The 18,217-nt window shown below is 67.6% G+C and carries 20 protein-coding genes and 1 pseudogene; 10 read left to right on the top strand and 11 right to left on the bottom strand.

The window, feature by feature from the left end; translation table 11 throughout:
* Positions 1-8 precede the first annotated feature (8 nt).
* Entirely contained in the window at positions 9-356 is a 348-nt protein-coding gene (locus tag ABV518_RS18845; RefSeq protein WP_367770070.1) for a GntR family transcriptional regulator, read from the top strand.
* Positions 357-411: 55 nt separating this feature from the next.
* Here the strand turns inward: ABV518_RS18845 and ABV518_RS18850 are convergent, their stop codons facing one another.
* From ABV518_RS18850 to ABV518_RS18860, 3 genes are read right to left on the bottom strand one after another with little or no spacing between them, the layout of a single operon-like run.
* Positions 412-729, bottom strand: a complete 318-nt coding sequence (locus ABV518_RS18850; protein WP_367770073.1) for a hypothetical protein — start codon at positions 727-729, stop codon at positions 412-414.
* The gene (locus ABV518_RS18855; RefSeq protein ID WP_367770075.1) at positions 726-971 is read right to left on the bottom strand and encodes a hypothetical protein; all 246 of its coding nucleotides are present in this window, start codon (positions 969-971) and stop codon (positions 726-728) included. Before ABV518_RS18855 ends, ABV518_RS18850 begins: the two co-directional genes overlap by 4 nt.
* A 40-nt stretch (positions 972-1,011) precedes the next feature.
* Positions 1,012-1,863, bottom strand: coding sequence for a class I SAM-dependent methyltransferase (locus ABV518_RS18860; protein ID WP_367770079.1), 852 nt, complete (start codon positions 1,861-1,863; stop codon positions 1,012-1,014).
* A gap of 33 nt (positions 1,864-1,896) precedes the next feature.
* Between ABV518_RS18860 and ABV518_RS18865 the strand changes: the two genes are divergently transcribed.
* Positions 1,897-2,220, top strand: a complete 324-nt coding sequence (locus ABV518_RS18865; RefSeq protein ID WP_367770083.1) for a hypothetical protein — start codon at positions 1,897-1,899, stop codon at positions 2,218-2,220.
* Between the two features lie 19 nt (positions 2,221-2,239).
* Here ABV518_RS18865 and ABV518_RS18870 read toward each other — a convergent pair whose 3' ends face one another.
* The 6 genes from ABV518_RS18870 to ABV518_RS18895 are packed head-to-tail and all read right to left on the bottom strand — an operon-like array spanning position 2,240 to position 7,629.
* Positions 2,240-2,536 (bottom strand): hypothetical protein, encoded by a 297-nt coding sequence (locus tag ABV518_RS18870; protein WP_367770086.1) that lies wholly within the window; start codon positions 2,534-2,536, stop codon positions 2,240-2,242.
* Positions 2,523-3,257 carry a carbohydrate kinase gene (locus ABV518_RS18875; protein ID WP_367770089.1) on the bottom strand — a complete coding sequence of 245 codons (735 nt, stop codon included), beginning with the start codon at positions 3,255-3,257 and terminating at the stop codon, positions 2,523-2,525. Before ABV518_RS18875 ends, ABV518_RS18870 begins: the two co-directional genes overlap by 14 nt.
* Before the next feature lie 2 nt (positions 3,258-3,259).
* Positions 3,260-4,321: an NAD(P)-dependent alcohol dehydrogenase gene (locus ABV518_RS18880; protein ID WP_367770092.1), complete on the bottom strand. Its 1,062-nt coding sequence runs from the start codon at positions 4,319-4,321 to the stop codon at positions 3,260-3,262.
* A gap of 52 nt (positions 4,322-4,373) precedes the next feature.
* Positions 4,374-5,291 (bottom strand): carbohydrate ABC transporter permease, encoded by a 918-nt coding sequence (locus ABV518_RS18885; RefSeq protein WP_367770095.1) that lies wholly within the window; start codon positions 5,289-5,291, stop codon positions 4,374-4,376.
* Positions 5,288-6,256: a carbohydrate ABC transporter permease gene (locus ABV518_RS18890; RefSeq protein ID WP_367770098.1), complete on the bottom strand. Its 969-nt coding sequence runs from the start codon at positions 6,254-6,256 to the stop codon at positions 5,288-5,290. The genes ABV518_RS18885 and ABV518_RS18890 overlap by 4 nt, the downstream gene beginning before the upstream one ends.
* Before the next feature lie 20 nt (positions 6,257-6,276).
* The gene (locus ABV518_RS18895; RefSeq protein WP_367770102.1) at positions 6,277-7,629 is read right to left on the bottom strand and encodes a sugar ABC transporter substrate-binding protein; all 1,353 of its coding nucleotides are present in this window, start codon (positions 7,627-7,629) and stop codon (positions 6,277-6,279) included.
* 275 nt (positions 7,630-7,904) lie between these two features.
* Here ABV518_RS18895 and ABV518_RS18900 point away from each other — a divergent pair, with 275 nt between their 5' ends.
* The gene (locus ABV518_RS18900; RefSeq protein ID WP_367770106.1) at positions 7,905-8,828 is read left to right on the top strand and encodes an AraC family transcriptional regulator; all 924 of its coding nucleotides are present in this window, start codon (positions 7,905-7,907) and stop codon (positions 8,826-8,828) included.
* Positions 8,829-8,994: 166 nt separating this feature from the next.
* On the opposite strand, the gene ABV518_RS18905 is transcribed toward ABV518_RS18900, so the two are convergent.
* Positions 8,995-9,894 carry a helix-turn-helix transcriptional regulator gene (locus tag ABV518_RS18905; RefSeq protein WP_367770110.1) on the bottom strand — a complete coding sequence of 300 codons (900 nt, stop codon included), beginning with the start codon at positions 9,892-9,894 and terminating at the stop codon, positions 8,995-8,997.
* A gap of 162 nt (positions 9,895-10,056) precedes the next feature.
* Between ABV518_RS18905 and ABV518_RS18910 the strand changes: the two are divergent.
* The 3 genes and pseudogenes from ABV518_RS18910 to ABV518_RS18920 all read left to right on the top strand — a co-directional run.
* Positions 10,057-10,302 (top strand): annotated as a pseudogene (locus tag ABV518_RS18910) (aldo/keto reductase); the annotation flags it as partial.
* 73 nt (positions 10,303-10,375) lie between these two features.
* The gene (locus ABV518_RS18915; RefSeq protein WP_367770113.1) at positions 10,376-10,867 is read left to right on the top strand and encodes an aldo/keto reductase; all 492 of its coding nucleotides are present in this window, start codon (positions 10,376-10,378) and stop codon (positions 10,865-10,867) included.
* A gap of 10 nt (positions 10,868-10,877) precedes the next feature.
* On the top strand, positions 10,878-11,540 hold the full coding sequence (locus ABV518_RS18920) for a flavodoxin (RefSeq protein WP_367770116.1): 663 nt from the start codon (positions 10,878-10,880) through the stop codon (positions 11,538-11,540).
* On the opposite strand, the gene ABV518_RS18925 is transcribed toward ABV518_RS18920, so the two are convergent.
* Positions 11,537-13,891 carry a glycoside hydrolase family 3 N-terminal domain-containing protein gene (locus ABV518_RS18925; protein WP_367770119.1) on the bottom strand — a complete coding sequence of 785 codons (2,355 nt, stop codon included), beginning with the start codon at positions 13,889-13,891 and terminating at the stop codon, positions 11,537-11,539. The genes ABV518_RS18920 and ABV518_RS18925 overlap by 4 nt on opposite strands.
* Before the next feature lie 253 nt (positions 13,892-14,144).
* On the opposite strand from ABV518_RS18925, the gene ABV518_RS18930 reads away from it, so the two are divergent.
* The 4 genes from ABV518_RS18930 to ABV518_RS18945 are packed head-to-tail and all read left to right on the top strand — an operon-like array spanning position 14,145 to position 18,080.
* Entirely contained in the window at positions 14,145-15,266 is a 1,122-nt protein-coding gene (locus ABV518_RS18930; RefSeq protein WP_367770122.1) for a Gfo/Idh/MocA family protein, read from the top strand.
* A gap of 31 nt (positions 15,267-15,297) precedes the next feature.
* Positions 15,298-16,263 carry a PmoA family protein gene (locus tag ABV518_RS18935; RefSeq protein ID WP_367770125.1) on the top strand — a complete coding sequence of 322 codons (966 nt, stop codon included), beginning with the start codon at positions 15,298-15,300 and terminating at the stop codon, positions 16,261-16,263.
* A 2-nt stretch (positions 16,264-16,265) separates the two neighbouring features.
* A complete protein-coding gene (locus tag ABV518_RS18940; protein ID WP_367770127.1) occupies positions 16,266-17,003 on the top strand; it encodes a cupin domain-containing protein in 738 nt (245 codons plus the stop codon).
* A gap of 36 nt (positions 17,004-17,039) precedes the next feature.
* Positions 17,040-18,080: a LacI family DNA-binding transcriptional regulator gene (locus ABV518_RS18945; RefSeq protein WP_367770129.1), complete on the top strand. Its 1,041-nt coding sequence runs from the start codon at positions 17,040-17,042 to the stop codon at positions 18,078-18,080.
* Positions 18,081-18,217: the final 137 nt, after the last annotated feature.

Genomic DNA, 18,217 nt, shown 5'->3' on the forward strand with positions numbered 1-18,217 from the left:
CTAGCACCATGTTGACAGTCAAGGTGCGCAAGGATGACCCCGCCGACCTCTTCGAGCAGGTCGCCATGGAACTCCGCCGGGCCATCGCCGAAGGTGAGGCCAAGCCTGGCGAGCGCCTTCCGCCCGCCAAGGACCTGGCCGCAGTGTTGGGCGTGAACACCAACACTGTCCTCCGTGCCCTCAGGCTTCTGCGCGACGAAGGAATTCTGGAATTCCGCCGGGGCCGCGGCATCTCCGTGGTGGGGATCCCCGAACGCGGACAGGTCATCAAGCAGGCCCGCGAGCTGGTGCATTACGCCCGCACGCACGGCGTCCGTGTGGATGAACTCATCGAGATCATCCGGAATGCGGACTGACTCTCACGGCGGTTCCGGGGAAATGCGGGACTGTCCGGCCGACAGCCGAGGCCGGCTACTGCAGGGAGCGCCGGTTGCGGGCCTGGCGGACCAGCCTCAGGAAGGCAAAGACGAAGCCGGCCTCGATCAGGGCCATCAGTCCAAGCATCAGCCACTGGCTTTCGCTGATGAAATAGATGACTCCAAGTGAAACCAGGACTGTTCCGAGGACGAGCGCATACACGGCGAACCCAAGGGCCACCCTGGCGCTGCGCACGCCCGTGCGGAAGCCAAAGCCCACAGGTTCTCCGCCCGGGTACCCCTCCACGCGGTCGCCGGCGGCGGGCTTGAGCCTGTCGAACTCATCCCACAGCTCACGGTCCTGATCCGTCATGCCTCCATTATCCCGCGCGGCACGCTGGCTAGCTGAACTCGGACGACGGCCGCCCGCCGCCCGCCGTCGTCCGCGCCCAAGGAGGCGGCAATGCCGGCGATCATGGCGGAGGCCCCGCAGATCAGGAGCACGAGGCCGGGCGCCGTTTCGCCGGGCGCCAGGATGACCGCGATCCCGAACATCAGGAGCGCTGCAAAGCCGATCGCACCGAAAATGATGTCCACGGAACGGTCTTCTCCCACGGCGCCTTTCGGTACGTGGAGCCGCCAGGGGCGCTGGCGCTTACGCTCCTGCCTTGCGGGCGATGATCGTGTAGGTGCAGGGCATCAGATCGCGTTCCGGTTCCGGCCACGCAAAGCCGTCCGCCACTTCCACCATCCGCGGCGAAAACTTCCACGGGAGGGTCCTGCCCTCCTCGACACGAAGAATCTGCAGGCCTGCATCGATGAGGGAATTAAGGATCGCGGACATCGGGTGGGCCCACTGGTACGTCCGGGCGTGGGCAACCTTGCCGTCGCCGGCATACGTGGATTCGTCATCCCAGACCTGCGCCTTGCCGTTGCCGAAGTACGGGTAGCGCAGCTGCAGGACGTCGGCGTCCTCGTCAACGGCGTACAGGGCAGGGTGACCGTCGCGGATATAGAACGTTCCCCCGGCACGCAGGAGCCCGGCGATCTGGCCCGCCCAGCGGTCCAGATCGGGCAGCCACGTGATGGTTCCGATGCTGGTGTACACCAGGTCAAAGTCGCCCTCCACGGCCGCGCGGGCCTCGAGGACGTCGGTTTCCACCCATGTGGCTTCGAGGCCCAGGCGTTCCGCGAGTTTGGCTGCGGATTCGAGGGCGCCGGGAGAGAAGTCGACGCCGGTGACCCTGGCCCCCGCCCTGGCCAGCGAAAGCGTATCGGTGCCGATGTGGCATTGCAGATGGCACACGTCCAGGCCCGAGACCGTGCCGCCCGGGAGGAAGGGGGTGAGCGCTGCCAGGTCTGTCCGGACCACGGTGGACAGGTGCCGGGGATCGTCCAGGTCGCTGATCGCGTACGCCTTTTCGTGCAGCGGCACACGGTCTTCCCAGTTGTCCAGGTTGCTCGCGCGTGCCGTGTTCCAGTCGATGTCGGTCCAGAGATCAGTCATGTGGCGAGTCTATGCAGTCAGTAGGCTGGGTGCATGGCTGATACTTTCTCCACCCTCGTGGACACATTCAAAAATGTCGGCGTCTCCCGGGCCTATGGCAGTCCCGTCCAGCTGGGCGGGCAGGAGGTCATTCCGGTGGCGCTCGTTTCCTTCGGTTTCGGCGGGGGCAACGAGGCCGACGGTGGCGCTTCCGGCGGAGGGGGCGGCGGCATGGTGCTGCCACTCGGCGTTTACCGGAACGACGGCGGCGGCGTCACCTTCCGCCCCAACACTGTTGTCACCCTGGTGTGCCTGGTTCCGCTGGTCTCGGTCCTGGGCGCCGCCGTCCGGAAGGCCATCCGCGCCGCGAAGCGCTGACACGCGCCGCTGGCATTGCCTAGCCGTCAGCTGCGGCGAGGGAGCCGGCAAGGGAACCCAGCTCGGCAGAGGTGGGCGGGTTGGCTCCCGGCCGGGAGCAGGTGATGGCGGCGGCCCTGTTCGCGTAGCCGGCCAGTGCGTGCAGGTCAGCGGTGCCGAGGTCCCGCAGGCGGGGCCTCCCCGCGGCGCCCAGCGCGTCCAGCTGTGCGAGCCCGGAGATCAGGCCGGCCATGAAGGAGTCGGGCGACGGTTCCCTCGCAGCGGCGCGTACCAGCGCGGCTGACCCTGTTTCCACTTCGATGTCAGTCGCCCGCACCCACGGTGTCCGCCACCGTGACAGCCTCGCCGGGAATTCCCACGCGGCCCCGCCGGGTGAGGAGGACTGGCCCGTCAGCGCCGCGGGTCAGTGCCACCAGTGCCGGCCCGAGCTCCAGCCAGGCGGCGATTGACTCCTCCAGCGTCCTGTCGGGGTAAAGCCAGCGAAGGTCCTCGTCGCTGGCTTTGACGATGTCGCTGGCGGCGACAAAGTCCTCCGCCTCGTGGCGGGCCTCGTCGGCGTCCCGGCTGATTGCGGGCCGGCAGTTGGGGTCAAAGCTGACCGTGGCGTGCGGGCGGGCGGCCTCGACCAGGCCCCGCACCGACTTGCTGCCCGGGGCCAGGACCGTCGCGATGGATCCGGTGTGGACGTGCAGCGAGCTCTCCACCGCTGCGAGGGCCGGGATGGAGGCTCCGTTGATGTCCCAGCTGATGGAGAACGTGTATTCCGCTGCCCCGGTGTCGTCCAGGTGCGCCACGGCGGTCGACGTCGGCAGGGAACCGCCCACAGTTGTCTCTACTCCGTTGCCGCGCAGGTGGTCACCGATCAGCTGTCCGTGCGCATCTTCGGCGAAGTGCGTGACGAGCCTGGTCTGCAAGCCCAGGCGGGCGCAGCCGACGGCGACGTTCAGCGGGCTGCCGCCCGGATGGGTCTGCCTAGGACCAGCCATCCGACGATCGCTGATGATATCGACGAGGGATTCTCCGATGACGGTGATCATGGTCATCGCCCCGGGTAGACCACGGCTTTGAGCTGGCCGGGCTGCTTGCCGGCCTTGAGCGCCTCTTCGGATTCGGTGAGGGCGAACCTGCCGGTCACCAGGATGTCCAGGTCCACCTTGCCGTCTGCGAGGAGTTGGATGGCCAGCGGCCAGGTGTTGGTGTAGCGGAAGACGCCGGAGAGCCAGATCTCGCGGTTCTGGATGAAGGAGACGGGGAGTTCGACGTCGTCCGCCCCGAGCCCGACGAGGATGACCCGGCCGGCCGGTCCCACGGCCTTGATCCCGGAACGGACCGCCTGCGGTGCGCCGGAAGCGTCAATGAACGCGTCGACGTCGAGCCCTTCGGCGCTGTCTGTCCTGGCGTTCAGCGCGTGCGTCGCGCCGTGTTCGAGGGCGAAGGCGAGCCGGTCCTCGGCGATGTCGCTGATGTAGATTTCGGTGGCGCCGAACGCTCGTGCGGCCTGCGCGGCGATGATGCCGATCGGCCCGGCGCCGGCGATCAGGACCCTGCTGCCCGGCTTGATCTCAGCGCGTTCGCAGGCCCAAAGGCCCACGGAGAGCGGCTCGATGAGGGCGGCCGCCTCGTCGCTGACGCTGTCCGGGATGTCGTAGGCGAAGTCGGACTGGATGGTGACGTATTCGGCGAAGGCGCCGTCCACGGGCGGGGTGGCGTAGAACTCGATGTCCGGGCAGAGGTTGTAGCGGCCGGCCTTGCACTGCTTGCAGGTGCGGCAGGGGCGCTGGGGTTCGACGGCTACGCGCTGGCCGATGCGGGCAGGGTCAACGGCGCTTCCGGCGGCGGCGATCCGGCCGGAGAGTTCGTGGCCCAGGATCAGCGGGTGGTCCACCACGTACGGGCCGATCCGGCCGTGCTCATAGTAGTGGACGTCGCTGCCGCAGACGCCGACGGCGGCCACCTGCACCAGGACCTGGTCGGCGTCGAGTTCCGGGACGGGCAGCGTTTCCATGGCCATGTCGCCCTGGCGCTTCAGGACGGCGGCGCGCATGGTGGCGGGCAGGTCGGCGGGGGCCAGCGGGGCGGACTGGGCGGTTGGTGCTGTCATCGGAGGGGTCCTTTCGGGGATTCGGAAGTGGCGGGCAGGGTGCCGGGCGGCGTTATTTCACGGCGCCGAGGGAGAGGCCCTGGACGAGTTTGTCCTGGGCGGCGAAGCCCGCGAACAGCACCGGGAGGGAGATCACGACGGCGGCCGCGCAGACCTTGGCGAGGAACAGGCCTTGGCCGGAGACGAAGCCGGTCAGGAAGACCGGGGCGGTGCCTGCGACGACGCCGGTGAGGACCCGGGCCAGGAGCAGTTCGTTCCAGCTGAAGATGAAGCAGATCAAGGCGGTGGCGGCGATGCCGGGCATGGCCACGGGGGCGATGATTTTGCGGAGGATGAGCAGGAGGTTGGCGCCGTCGATCTGTGCGGCTTCGAGCATTTCTTCCGGTACCTCAGCCAGGAACGAGCGCATCATCCAGACGGCGATAGGAAGGTTCATGGACGTGTACATCAGGATCAGGAACCAGATGTTGTCCAAGGCTCCGACCGTCCGTGCGAACAGGTACAGCGGCAGGATCGCCGCCACCACCGGCATCATCTTGGTGGAGAGGAAGAAGAACATCACGTCGGTCCACTTCTTCACCGGCCGGATGGACAGCGCATACGCGGCCGGGAAGGCCAGGAGCAGCACCAGGACCGTGGACAGGATCGAGGCGGTGGCCGAGTTGATCAGCGACGGCCACGGGCTCACGCCGGACGTTTCGCCGAAGAACTCCCGGTAGGCGTCCAGGGTCAGGTTCGCGGCGATGGAGGGCGGGTTCGTTGCGGCGTCGGTCTCGGAGTGGAACGAGGTGAGGATCATCCACAGGACCGGGACTGCGAACAGCAGGGCCAGCAGCCAGGCCGCGATCCCGGCGGCGGTGTTGTTGCGCGTGGGGTCCATGCGTGACTTGCCGCGCCGGAGCGATCCGGCGGACGACGCGGCACGGGCGGGGGCGGCCTTGCGGGGTGCGGCGGGAGTGAGGGTGCTCATCGTGCTGCCTCCTTCTTGAAGAGTGAAAAGACGGTTCGGAGTGCGAAGGTGGCCACGATGATGGTGCCGATGACCACCACGACGCCGGCGGCGGAGGCCAGGCCGTATTCGTTGGCGAAGTAGAACGTCTGGTAGATGGCGTAGGGCAGGTTGGCCGTGCCCAGTCCGCCGGCTGTGAGGGTGAAGACGGCGTCGAAGTTCTGCACGATGTAAATCGCTCCGAGCAGCCCGCCCAGCTCCAGGTACTGGCGAAGGTGCGGCAGGGTCAGATGACGGAAGATCGCCCACGGTGTGGCACCGTCCATCTGGGCCGCTTCCACGGTGTCCATGGGACGGGACTGCAGGCCGGCGAGCAGGATCAGCATCATGAACGGCGTCCATTGCCAGACGAGCGAGACGATCACGGCCATCATGGGTGCCTGGGAGAGCAGGTCCAGCTGGGGCGCCGCGGCGCTGCCGAAGAGTGACCAGATCCAGGTCAGGATGCCGTTGATCAGCCCGTACGTGGGGTTGAGCAGGGCGTGCTTCCAGATCAGGGCCGCTGCCACGGGCACCACGAGGAAGGGTGCGATCAGCAGGGTGCGTGCCAGTCCGCGGCCGATGAACTTCTTGTCAAGCAGCAGGGCCAGGCCCAGCCCTATGAGCAGGCTGATCAGCACCACGGAAACGGTGAGGAGGATGGTGGTGAAGATCGCCTGGCGGAGGTCCGGGTCGGTAAGGACCGTGGCGTAGTTTTCGAGACCGGCGAAAGCAGTCTTGTCAGGGCTCAGGCTGTTCCAGTTCAGGAACGAGATGATCAGCGTCACCACAAACGGGAGCTGGGTGACGACGATGAGGAAGATCAGGGCCGGAAGCAGCGGTGCGCGGCGGGCCCAGGCCAGGGCGCGTTCGCGCGACCGGCTGTCTCGTGAGGGTGTGGCTGCATTGCGTCCCGGGCGGGAGATGCGCGCCGTTGCGGTAGTCATGATGTTCTCCTGCGGTTCGGTTAAGGCTGCTTGTACTTATCGGCGACTTTTTGGGCGGCTGCCTGGCCCTTGGCCAGCGCGTCGGCCACGGTGCCCTGGCCTGCGATGGCGGAGCTGACGCCCTGGGAGACGTTGGTGCCCAGTGCGGCGAACTCGGGGATGCCCACAAACTGGATGCCGACGGCGGGACGTTCCTGGGCGCCAGGGTTCTTCGGGTCGGCGTTCTCGATGGCGAAGCGTTCGGCCTCGAAGAAGGGGGCGGCCTTCTGGAATTCGGCGTTCTCGTAGGTGGAGATGCGCTTTCCGGAGGGGACCTTCGCCCAGCCCATCTCGGACGCGACGAGTTCCTCGTAGTCCTTTGAGCTCGCCCAGGCGATGAACTTTTCTGCTGCGTCCTGCTTCTTGGACGCAGCCTGCATGGCCCAGGACCAGGTCCAGAGCCAGCCGGAGGACTTGGTTTCCTTCACGGGGGCCTGGGCGTAGCCGATCTTCCCCTTCACCGGCGATGCGTCCGCTTCCAGGGCGCCGGCGGCGGACGTGGCGTCGTACCACATGGCCACTTTGCTTTGGCTCATGTTGTTCAGGCACTCGGTGAAGCCGGCCTGCGCGGCACCTGCTTCGCCGTGCTCGCGGACCAGTCTGGTGTAAAACTCGACGGCGGCCGTGAACTTGGGGGAGTTGACCTGCGCGTTCCAGTCCTTGTCGAACCAGGTCCCGCCGAAGGTGTTCACCACGGTGGTCAGCGGCGCGAAGACCTGGCCCCAGCCCGGCTGGCCGCGGAGGCAGATGCCCTTCATGCCCGGGGCTGCGCCGTCGACCTCTGCTGCTATCTCAGCCACCTCATCCCAGGTGGGCTTCGCCGGCATGGTCAGGCCTTTGGCGTCCAGGATGTCCTTGCGGTACATCAGGAACGAGGACTCGCCGTAGAACGGTTCGCCGTACAGCTTGCCGTCTTCGCCGGTCAGGGACGCGGTGTAGGCGGGCAGGATGTCGTCCTGGTCAAAGTCGGCGTCCCCGGCCACGTCGTCCAGCGGCGCGAGCCAGCCGTTCGCGGAATAGAACGGGATCTCGTAGTTGGAGAGGGACGCGACGTCGTACTGGCCGGCCTGGCTGGAGAACTCCTGGCTGATCTTGGCCCGGACATCGTTCTCCGGCAGGATCGTGTAGTTGACCTGGATGCCGGTGTCCTTGGTGAAATGATCCGCGGTGAGCCGCTGCAGGTCCTCCATCTGGGGGTTGTTCACCATCAGGACATTGATGCTGTTCGGGTTTCCCGCGGAATTGCCTCCGCCGGCACCTGCACAGGCCGAGGCACTCAGCGCGACGCACAAGGCGCCGGCGGCCAGGGTCGCTGCACGCATTTTTGGGCGCATTAAGGACTCCTTTGTTCTTCAGGGGTGCACAGTCTCCGCACCTCGACTGCTGCGTCGACGTACCGGACCGGGGCGAGGCAAGTGTTCGGGAATTCCGGTGTGCCTCGTTGATGTCTCTCAAGATTAGGCCTGTGGGACAGGGCACAACTAGCGCCCTGGTTGCCATTTACTGATACTTATTTTCCGTATCTGTGGTGAGCAATACGCGCTAATCTGGGAAAGGCTACTGAGGAGCCGTCCAGATTTCATAACCGCCCGATGTGGGGAGAACCACCATGAGTGCCTCGGACACTGCCGACGGAGCAACAGCGAGGCTGGCCGAACGGCTGTTGGGGATGCGCGCCAATCGTGAAGTCATCCCGCCTGACCCCAACCACTCGGTCAGATGGGTTGAGCACAGTTACCCCAGCCCCGTGGCACGGTGGAATTACCACCCCGAGTACGAGATCCACCTCATCCGGAAGGGCACCGGAAAGTTCATCGTCGGCGACCACATCGGGACCTTTGAGGCAGGCCATGTCTCGCTCGTCGGATCAGGGCTGCCGCACGACTGGGTCAGCGACCTGGAACCCGGTGAAGTGCTGGAGAACCGGGATGCCGTGATCCAGTTCGATGGAAAGTGGGTCGAACAGACAGCGTCCCTGGTCCCTGAAATGGCCGAGGTGAAGCCGCTCCTGGAGCAGTCGCAGCGCGGAATCGAGTTCCTGGGGCGATCGGCGGAGACGGCCGCCGCAGCCATCGAGGCAATGGGCGCCACCACCGGGCTGGAGAGGCTCCGGCACATGTTTGAGCTGTTCGGGATCCTGGCCCGCGCTCCGCAGGACGAGCGGCGCTACCTTGCCGAGGAATGGTTCAGGCCGCAGCTGGACGGCCAAGCCGCCGCCGTCGTCGATATTGTCCTGGAGTATGTGTTCAGCAACCATGCCGGCAGCGTCAAAATGTCCGAGGCTGCCATCCTGGTGGGAATGCCGGAACCCACTTTCTCGAAGTACTTCAAGCGGGCCACGGGGCAGAATTTCAGCGACCTGGTCCGCAAGCTGCGGCTGGCGCACGCGCGGCGCCTGCTGGAACGCAGCGACAAGCCCATTTCTGAGATCTGCTACGAGGTGGGCTTCTCCAACTTGTCCAACTTCAACCGGCATTTCCTCAACGATGCGGGGGAGACGCCGCGGAGCTACCGCCAGCGCGTCCAGGCCTGACCCTCCAGCGCGAACGTACAGTTGCGGCCCCAACCTCTGGCGCGAACTGGCAGGTAATGCCCTCAAAACCGCGTTTTGAGGGCATTATCTGCCAGTTCGCGCTCTTGGCCGCGACTGTACGTTCGCGCCGTTCGCGGCCGGGTGGGCGGGCCGGCGGGTGGCGGCTTCAGCCCGGCTGGTCGTTCCGGTGCGGGATGTCGACGGCGGTGGGCGCTGTGGGTGCCGGCTGGCCGGCACTCCAGCTCGCCAGGAAGTCCAGCTGCTCCCGGGCATGGCTGCCCGGCTCGGCCGTGTAGACGATGACCGCCAGGCCGTCGCCGGCCAGTTCCAGGGAGTCGCCGGTGAGTTCGATCTCGCCCACCAGCGGGTTGCGCAGGGTCTTGCGTGCGGTGCGGTGGAAGCGGACATTGTGCCGGGCCCAGCGGGTGGAGAATTCGGTGCTTCCGGTGGCGAGATCGCCGATCAGGGCGTTCAGTGCCCGGTCGCGGGGGTTGCGTCCCGCTTCGGAGCGGAGCGCCGCGGCGAGATCATCGGCGATGCTCTCCCATTCGACGAAGAAGTCCTTCGACCGCGGGTCGAGGAACATGAACCGGGCAAGGTTCAGCGGCAGGCCGTCCGGGCTGAGGATCCCCGCATAGAGGGCGAAGCAGAGACTGTTGGCGGCGAGGATGTCCATGCGCGAATTGCGGACATAGGCCGGGGTGCCGGTCATGCCGGCCAGGATCAGCTCCACGCTGGGACGGACTTTGGCCTGGGGATTGCGTGTCCCGGCTGCCTTTGACGGGACTGCCGCCCTGGCGAGATCGAAAAGGTGGGCACGTTCAGCCTCGTCGAGCTGGAGCGTGCCCGCGAGGGCGTCGAGGACGGATTCGGACACGCCCCGCAGGTTTCCCCGCTCGAGCCGGGCGTAATACTCCGTGCTGACGCCGGCGAGCATGGCCACCTCCTCGCGTTTGAGGCCGGTGACCCTCCGGACACCGCCGTAGGTGGGTATCCCTGCCTGTTCCGGCGTGATCCGCGACCGCCGACTCATGAGGAACTCGCGGATGTCCTTGCTGTTGTCCATGCTTCCAACGGTACGAGGCCCCGGCTGGTCCTAACAGGAACTGGCAGTACACCTCACAACAGACACTCCCACGCACGCGCACGGACTGGTTGTCTTGATATCAGCAACCCAACAAGGAGGAATTTGCCATGAAGAAATGTCACCTTGAACAACGGCGTCGAAATGCCGATCCTTGGCTTCGGCGTCTACCAGATCCCGGCTGACCAGACCGAGCAGGCTGTGGGCGAAGCGCTCGCGGCCGGTTACCGTTCGCTCGATACTGCGGCCGCGTACCAGAATGAGGAAGCGGTGGGCCGTGCGATCAGGAACAGCGGCACCGCCCGCGACGAGCTGTTCATCACCACCAAGCTCTGGGTCCAGGACGCGGGCGAGGACGCCACCAAACGTGCCTTCGACAGCTCGCTCCAGCGCCTCGGGCTGGATCACGTGGACCTCTACCTGATGCACCAGCCTTACGGGGACGTCTACAGCCAGTGGCGCCATGCAGGATCTCAACACCGCGGGCCTGGTCAAGGCGATCGGCGTGTCCAACTTCCATTCGGACCGGCTCGTGGACCTGATCACGCACAACGACATCGCGCCGGCCGTGAACCAGATCGAAACGCATCCGTTCCACCAGCGGGCGGAAGAAAGCGAGTTCATGCGCGAGCATGGCGTCCAGCACGAGTCGTGGGGGCCCTTCGCGGAGGGAAAGAACAACATCTTCTCCGATCCCACCCTCACCGCAGTCGCCGGCGCGCACGGCAAATCCGTCGCGCAGGTGGTGCTTCGCTGGCTGATCCAGCGCGACGTCGTCGTGATCCCCAAGTCCGTCCGGCCCGACCGGATGGCCGAAAACCTCGACGTGTTCAACTTCGAACTCACCGACGAGGAAATGAACCTCATCGCTGCCCTGGACACCGAAACGTCGCTCTTCTTCGACCACCGCGACCCCAAAATGGTCAGCTTCCTCGGCCAGCGCCGCGTCGACTAGGACGCGGCCCATGCCAAGGAAGCTGAGGCCCATCGGCCGCCGTTCCGTCCTGCGCACCGCCGTCGCCGGTTTCACCGGCGCGGTGGTGGCGGCCGGAACATCAGCCTGCACCGCAAGAACGGAGGACACTACGGAACCATCAGGGAACGTCGGGCGGGTCCTGCTCGCCTACTTCTCCCGGGCAGGGGAAAACTACCACTACGGCGGGCGCACCGTGCTCGACGTCGGCAACACCGAGGTGCTGGCCGGCATGATCAGCGGACTCGTAGGCTGCGACGTGCACCGCATTGAAGCATCGGAAACGTACCCTGACGCGTACGATGCCGCCGTCGCGCGCAATGTCCGCGAGCAGGAGTCGGACGCGCGGCCGGCCATCGCCAACCCGCTGCCGTCGATCGAGCAGTACAGCACCGTGCTGCTGGCCAGCGGCATCTGGAACGTCCGGGCGCCGATGATCATGGCCACGTTCGCCGAAACGTACGACTTCAGCGGCAAAACCATCCACGCCGTCACCACCCACGCCATGAGCGGGCTCGGCACCACCGAACGGGACTACGCGCGCTTCTGCCCGGCGGCGGTCATCGGCGAAGGCCTCGCGGTGCGCGGCGAGGAAGTCCGCGACGCCGGACCGGACGTCGAGTCCTGGCTCCGCCGCACCGGCCTGCTGGCTTAGGTCGTTCGCGCGGGGGTGATCGTCACCGGGGTCAGCATCTCGCGTTCAAAGCCCACCACCCGGCGCGGGCCGTGCAGGATTACTTCGTGCGTGTGGACGTCGGAAGTGCTCGACGTCGACACGTGCAGCTTCACCAGCCCCGGCGCCACCACGCGCTTCAGATCCACGCCCGTGAACGACGTCCGGTCCGCGTGCACCATGAATTCCACCGCTGCGGAGGCCCCTGCAGCCAGTTCCACCCGCGCGTAGCCGATCAGCTCGCGGACTGGCCGCACCACCTCGCCCACCGGATCCTCCAGGTACAGCTGCACCACTTCGGCGCCGTCCACCGCGCCGGTGTTCGTTACCGTGCAGCCCACCGTCACGGCGCCCGACGTCGCCAGAGTGGGCGCGCTGGCCACATGCTCCGAGAACTCAAACGAGGTGTACGACAGCCCGTGCCCGAACCCGAACAGCGGCGACGGGTCCAGCGCGCTGACGCCGGTGGGGCCGGCCAGCCGGCTGTGCAGGTACGTGCCGGGCTGCCCGCCGGCCGTCCGCGGAACGGACACCGGCAGCTTTCCGGAAAAATTGACGACGCCGGTCAGCACGTCCCAGAGCGCCCCGGCACCTTCCTCGCCGGGGAAGAAACCCTGCACGACGGCGTCCGCCCGGTCCGCGAAACCGCCCAGCGCGTAGGGGCGGCCGCTGAGGACCACCACGATGGTGCGCGTCCCGGCCCCCTCGGCGGCGGTGAGCACCCGGTCCAGCATGTCGTGCTGGTCGCCGGGGAGGCGGAGGTCGGCGGCGTCGTTGCCCTCGCCGGAGGTGCCGCGGCCGAACAGTCCGGCGTTGTCGCCCACCACCACCACGCACGTGTCCACGGAGGCGGCGATGTTGCAGGCCTCCGCGATCTGCTGCGGTGTGATGGCCTCGCACGTCCCGGTAGCTGAGGAAACGACTCCGGCGAAGCGTCCGGCCGCAGCCCCGGCGACAGTCGGCACCGAAATACCCATCGGCACGTCCGGGTGCGAGGCGCCTACGTGCGCGTCGAACGAATAGCAGCCCAGCATCGCGAACGGATCCTCGGCCAGCGGCCCCACCACACCCAGCGACCGCACGGCCGAAGCGGGCAGCGGCAGTGCCGGGCCGCCGTCGTGCGTCCCGTTCTTCAGCAGCACCAGCGACTGCGCCGCCATTTTCCGGGCCAGCGCGCGGTGCCCGGCGGGATCGAGGTTGACGCCGTCCGCCAGGGCAGGCGGGGCGGGATCAAAACTGGGGGAGAGCAGCCCGGCCTGCTGCTTCTGCGTGAGCACGCGGCGCAGCGCGGTATCCACCAGCGCCTCATCCACCGCGCCATCGCGGACCCGCTGCAGCAGCGGGGTGCCGTAGCAGTTCACGGTGGGAAGTTCGACGTCGACTCCCGCCGTCAGTGCCAGCGCTGCGGCGTCGCCCAGGTCTGCCGCCACGCCGTGGGTGACGTTGAGGAAGGCGATGCCGAAGTAGTCGGCCACCACCGTGCCCGTGAAGCCCCATTCGTCGCGGAGCAGCCCGGTGAGCAGGCCCTGGTTGGCGGCGGCCGGGACGCCGTCGACGTCCGTGTAGGCGTGCATCACCGAGCGGGAGCCGCCGTGCTTGAGGGCCATTTCGAACGGCGGCAGCATCACGTCGGCCAGTTCGCGCGGGCCCATGGACACGGGGGCGTGGTTGCGGCCGGCGACGGAGGCGGAGTAGCCGACGAAGTGCTTGAGCGTGGCCACGATGCCTGTCTCCTCGAGCCCCTGCACATAGGCGGATGCCACGGTGCCCACTAGATAGGGGTCCTCGCCGATGGTCTCTTCGACGCGGCCCCAGCGGAGGTCGCGCACCACGTCCAGCACGGGGGCCAGGCCCTGGTGCACGCCGAGCGCCCGCATGTCCGCGCCGATCAGTCCGGCCATCTCGCGGACGAGTTCCGGGTTGAAGCTGGCGCCCCAGGCCAGCGGGACCGGGAAGGCGGTGGCCTTCCAGGCGGCGAGTCCGGCCAGGCACTCCTCGTGCACCTGGGCGGGAATCCCGAAGCGGGACGCGGCCATGATCTGCTCCTGCGCGGCCGCCAGGCGGCGGGCGCCGTCGAGCGGTTCCAGCGGGGTGGTGCCGTACATCCGGGTGATCTGGCCCAGGCCGTTGGTGATCACGTCGTCCCAGGAGCGGGCGTCGCCGGCCATCTGGTTCTGCAGCGGGGCCACGGAGTCGCCGTCGGTGGACGCGTTCACCCACACGCCCACCAGCTGCGCGAGCTTCTCCTCCAGCGTCATCTCGGCGATGAGGTGCTCGACGGCGTCCGGGCCGGCGGTGCGGGGGAGTGCTTGTTTCTCGGCGGCACCGCTCACGGGCGTCTCCTCACATAGGAATCAGTTTTTTAGAAACTATCAGAAATTTGTATTTAGTTTCTAGGGCTGAAAACCATTGACTTCACCGCGTCCTGCTTCCTACGGTTGAAGGACGGCCGGATTTCCAGCCCCGACGTGTTTCGGAAACTAATGATCCAGTCATGAAAGTTTCTGAACCTTCCGGCCGCCCAAGACCAGCACGCAAGTAACCAGCACTATCCAGCGAAGAACTGCAAAGGCGGAGAATTTTCAGATGCGGACGTACAAAGTGGCCATCGTGGGCACCGGCGGGATCGCCGCGGTCCACGCGGACAACCTGGCCAGGGCCGGCGGCCGGGCGGAGCTCGTGGCGGCCTGCGATGTGGACCAGGCCCGGCTGGACGCGTTCGCGGACCGGCACGGCATCACCGGCCGGTACCTGAGCCTCACCCAACTGCTGGCCGAGGCCAAGCCGGACATCGTGCACCTGTGCACCCCGCCCATGATGCACATCGACCAGGCCCTCGAGTGCCTGGCCGCCGGGGTGCACGTGCTGTCCGAGAAGCCGCCCGCCCTGTCCCTGGCCGACTTCGACCGGCTGGAAACCGCCCAGACCCAGGGCGGGGCGCAGTTCTCCTGCGTCTTCCAGCACCGTTTCGGCGATGCCTCCGCCGCTGCCCAAAAACTGATCGGCAGCGGCGAATTCGGCCGTCCGCTGGTGGCCCGGTGCGACACCCTCTGGTACCGGCCGGACACATACTGGGACCTGCCCTGGCGCGGCACCTGGAACGCCGAGGGCGGCGGCCCCACCATGGGCCACGGCATCCACCAGTTCGACCTGCTGCTCCACCTGCTCGGCCCGTGGCAGGAGGTCACTGCCATCGCCTCCCGGCAGGCCCGCGCCACCTCCACCGAGGACCTCTCCGCCGCGCTGGTCCGGTTCGAAAACGGCGCAGTGGCCACCATCATCAACTCGCTGCTCTCCCCGCGCGAGACCTCGGACATCCGGATCGACTGCGAATTCGCCACCGTGGAGCTCAGCCACCTGTACGGCTACGCCACGGACAACTGGACCGTCACGCCGGCGCCGGGCCACGAGGATGAGGTCACAGGCGCGTGGGACGCGCAGCCGCTGGAGCGGGGGAGCGGACATTCGGCCCAGTTCATGGCCATGTATGACGCGCTCGACGCCGGCAGGCGGCTCCCAGCCGGCGCGGACTCCGCGCGGCAGACGCTGGAGCTCGCTGCCGCGATCTACGCCTCCGCGTTCACCGGCGCACCGGTCCGCCGCGGCGAGATCGTGCCCGGCCACCCGTTCTACGCCGGCATGGACGGCGAAGGCCTGGGCACCCGGGTCCTGGACTCCACCAGCCTCGCCGTTACGTCCCCAGCCTGACCAGCCACCCCCCAGCCCTTCGGAGACTCCCATGACCAGCCCCGCAGCAACCGCCACCAACACCGCCGTCGAACAGACAACGCTCAGCTATTCCGACGACGGCGCGGCCCTCACCTTCACCGCCGGCGGCCGGCAGATCGCCACCTACACGTACAGGCCCACGGACGACCAGTACGAAAGCCCGCGCCCCTACTTCCACCCGCTCAGCACCCTGGGCGGTGACGAGGTGACCATCTTCCGGCCCTGGGACCACGTCTGGCACAAAGGCCTGTCGCTGGCCCTGCCCAACGTGGGCAAGGACAACTTCTGGGGTGGCGCCACCTACACCCGCGCCACCGGCTACGCCAACCTGGACAACAACGGGGCCATGACCCACGAGGCCTTCACCGCCATCGGCGACGCCGGAGCCGGGATCACCGCCGCCGAGGAACTGGTGTGGAGCTCGCAGGACGGAACACCCGTCATCGCCGAGAAGCGCCGCTTCAACGTCCAGCTCCTCGACGTCCCGGCCACCCCGGCCTGGGCACTGCTCTTCGAAACGGAGATCACCAACATCTCCCCGGACGCCATCGAGATCGGCAGCCCCACCACCGAGGGCCGGGACAACGCCGGCTACGGCGGGCTGTTCTGGCGCGGGCCGCGGTCCTTCACCGGCGGCCAGTTCCGCTCCGACGCCGGGACCGGCCAGGATGAGTTCATGGGCACCCGCTCCGAGTGGATCTCGTTCACCGGCCAGCACGATGACACCTGCCGCTTCTCCAGCATCACGTTCGTGGAGGACGGCACCAACCCGGGCGCCCCGAACCAGTGGTTCGCCCGCTCGTCCATGTTCGCGTGCCTGGGCGCCGCGCCGTTCTTCAGCGAAGCAGTCCCGTTGGTGGCGGGCCAGCCGCTCAGGTACCGCTACGCCGTCGTCATTTCCGACGGGCAGGTGGACGGGCAGTCCGCGGCGGAATTGGCCGGCGCCGCGAAGGCTGCCCTGGTGGCCTGGGCCTGAGGATGGCAGCCACTACGTTCCCGGGAGCCACCGCCCTGTCCGAGGTCAGCATCTACGACTGGCCCGCGGCGGACGGCGCCGCCGGCGGCACCCCGCACCTGCATACCGCGTCCGCGGAGGCGTACGTGGTGCAGCAGGGGAATGGGCGGCTGGAGACGCTGGACTCGCGCGGGTTCACGTCCACGCCGCTGGAGCCGGGGGTGGTGCTGTGGTTCACGCCTGGCACCATCCACCGGGCCGTCAACGATTCCGGCGACCTGCGCGTCCTGGTGGTGATGCAGAACGCGGGCCTGCCGGAAAACGGCGACGCCGTGATGACGTTCCCGCCCGCGCACCTGGCGGACGCCGCGGCGTACCGGCGTGCGGCGGTGCTGGCGCCCGGTGATGCCGACGGCGGTGACCCGGGCGCGGAGGCGGCCGCGCGCCGCCGTCGTGATCTGGCGCTGGAAGGGTACTTTGCCCTGAAGGAGGCCGTGCTGGACTCCGGGCCCGGTGCGCTGTCCGGTTTCCATGCTGCAGCGGCCCGGCTGGTCAGTTCCCGGACCTTCGAGTGGCAGGAAATGCTGGTTCAGGGGGCGGAGCGGCAGGCGGCTACGACACGGCAGCAGTTGCAGTCTCTGGAAATCGCCGAAAGTTTCTATCTGCAGGAAGCGCGGACTACCATGGGGAAACGGAAAACCAGCAGGATTTACGGCATGTGCGGCCGGATCCAGGCGTGGGGACTTTCCGAAAACTCGTAGGGCCGGGGGAGTGCTCCGGCGGGAAAGGTGGGTTCCATGGTGAGCAAGCAGGACACCGGGCGCGCGACGATCAGTGAGATTGCCCGGGAGGCCGGCGTCTCGGTCCCCACCGTTTCCAAAGTGCTGAACGGCCACGCCCACGTGGCGGCCGAAACGCGTGCCCGGGTGGAGGAGATCATCGCCCGGCGCGACTACGCCCGCCGCCCGGCCAAGCGGCGGCAGAAAGCCGGACTGATCGACCTGGTGTTCCCCGGCCTGGGCTCGGAATGGGCGCTGGAGATCATCGAGGGCGTGGAGCGCGTGGCGCAGGACGCCGGGTACGGCACGGTGGTGAGCAGCCTGAACATGGACGGCTCGCGGATCCGGCCGTGGCTGGCGAACGTGGCGGAGCGGAAATCGGACGGGCTGCTGATGGCCGTGTACCAGCTGGACGCCAAGCAGATCCAGCGGATCAAGTCGCTGGGCATCCCGGTGGTGCTGATCGATCCGGTGGGCCAGCCCGGGCCGGACCTGATGACGGTGGGCGCGGCCAACTGGGACGGCGCGCACTCGGCCACCGAGCACCTGCTGCAGCTGGGGCACCGGCGGATCGGGATGATCGGCGGCCGCGAGGACCTGCAGTGCAGCAGTGCCCGCGAGGACGGCTACGTTTCGGCGCTGAGGCGCGCGGGCATTCCGGTGGATCCGGCGCTGATGGTCCCGGGCGACTTCTCGATCGAGGCCGGCGAGGCCGGAACACGCAAGCTGTTGTCTTTGGACGACCGGCCCACCGCGATCTTCACCGGCAACGACGACCAGGCCATGGGCGCCTACCGGGCGGCGCGGACCGCCGGACTCCGCATCCCGGAGGATCTGTCCATCATCGGCTTTGACGACATCCCGGCGGCGGAGTGGATCGAGCCGGGCCTGACCACGATCCGCCAGCCCGTGGTCCAGATGGCCGAGACCGCCATGCGCGCGCTGCTCCGGCACCTGGACGGCGACGAGGAACTGCCGCAGCGGATCGAGCTCGGGACCGAACTCGTGGTCCGCGGCTCGACGGCGGCGCCGGCCAAGAAGGCGGCCGCGGCGAAGTAGGCACCGCCGATCAGGACGCTCGTTACCTTTTTCGTAGCCCCTTTCTGGTGCAGGATGTGGGTGTGCTGGCCTGCCGGTCCCGGCATGATTGTGACGCTCTGTTTTTTGATGATCCGAGAGTGGTGTCACCGGGGTTG

It is taken from the genome of Arthrobacter sp. HS15c, assembly GCF_040812005.1.
Lineage (GTDB): Bacteria > Actinomycetota > Actinomycetes > Actinomycetales > Micrococcaceae > Arthrobacter.

What these genes read in the sequence shown, in the direction of transcription:
- ABV518_RS18945 (WP_367770129.1), top strand. Translation starts at nt 17,040, where the DNA reads ATGGTGAGCAAGCAGGACACCGGGCGCGCGACGATCAGTGAGATTGCC.
- ABV518_RS18940 (WP_367770127.1), top strand. Translation starts at nt 16,266, where the DNA reads ATGGCAGCCACTACGTTCCCGGGAGCCACCGCCCTGTCCGAGGTCAGC.
- ABV518_RS18845 (WP_367770070.1), top strand. Translation starts at nt 9, where the DNA reads ATGTTGACAGTCAAGGTGCGCAAGGATGACCCCGCCGACCTCTTCGAG.
- ABV518_RS18900 (WP_367770106.1), top strand. Translation starts at nt 7,905, where the DNA reads ATGAGTGCCTCGGACACTGCCGACGGAGCAACAGCGAGGCTGGCCGAA.
- ABV518_RS18885 (WP_367770095.1), bottom strand. Translation starts at nt 5,291, where the DNA reads ATGAGCACCCTCACTCCCGCCGCACCCCGCAAGGCCGCCCCCGCCCGT.
- ABV518_RS18930 (WP_367770122.1), top strand. Translation starts at nt 14,145, where the DNA reads ATGCGGACGTACAAAGTGGCCATCGTGGGCACCGGCGGGATCGCCGCG.
- ABV518_RS18905 (WP_367770110.1), bottom strand. Translation starts at nt 9,894, where the DNA reads ATGGACAACAGCAAGGACATCCGCGAGTTCCTCATGAGTCGGCGGTCG.
- ABV518_RS18875 (WP_367770089.1), bottom strand. Translation starts at nt 3,257, where the DNA reads ATGATCACCGTCATCGGAGAATCCCTCGTCGATATCATCAGCGATCGT.
- ABV518_RS18865 (WP_367770083.1), top strand. Translation starts at nt 1,897, where the DNA reads ATGGCTGATACTTTCTCCACCCTCGTGGACACATTCAAAAATGTCGGC.
- ABV518_RS18890 (WP_367770098.1), bottom strand. Translation starts at nt 6,256, where the DNA reads ATGACTACCGCAACGGCGCGCATCTCCCGCCCGGGACGCAATGCAGCC.
- ABV518_RS18860 (WP_367770079.1), bottom strand. Translation starts at nt 1,863, where the DNA reads ATGACTGATCTCTGGACCGACATCGACTGGAACACGGCACGCGCGAGC.
- ABV518_RS18880 (WP_367770092.1), bottom strand. Translation starts at nt 4,321, where the DNA reads ATGACAGCACCAACCGCCCAGTCCGCCCCGCTGGCCCCCGCCGACCTG.
- ABV518_RS18850 (WP_367770073.1), bottom strand. Translation starts at nt 729, where the DNA reads ATGACGGATCAGGACCGTGAGCTGTGGGATGAGTTCGACAGGCTCAAG.
- ABV518_RS18895 (WP_367770102.1), bottom strand. Translation starts at nt 7,629, where the DNA reads ATGCGCCCAAAAATGCGTGCAGCGACCCTGGCCGCCGGCGCCTTGTGC.
- ABV518_RS18915 (WP_367770113.1), top strand. Translation starts at nt 10,376, where the DNA reads ATGCAGGATCTCAACACCGCGGGCCTGGTCAAGGCGATCGGCGTGTCC.
- ABV518_RS18935 (WP_367770125.1), top strand. Translation starts at nt 15,298, where the DNA reads ATGACCAGCCCCGCAGCAACCGCCACCAACACCGCCGTCGAACAGACA.
- ABV518_RS18920 (WP_367770116.1), top strand. Translation starts at nt 10,878, where the DNA reads ATGCCAAGGAAGCTGAGGCCCATCGGCCGCCGTTCCGTCCTGCGCACC.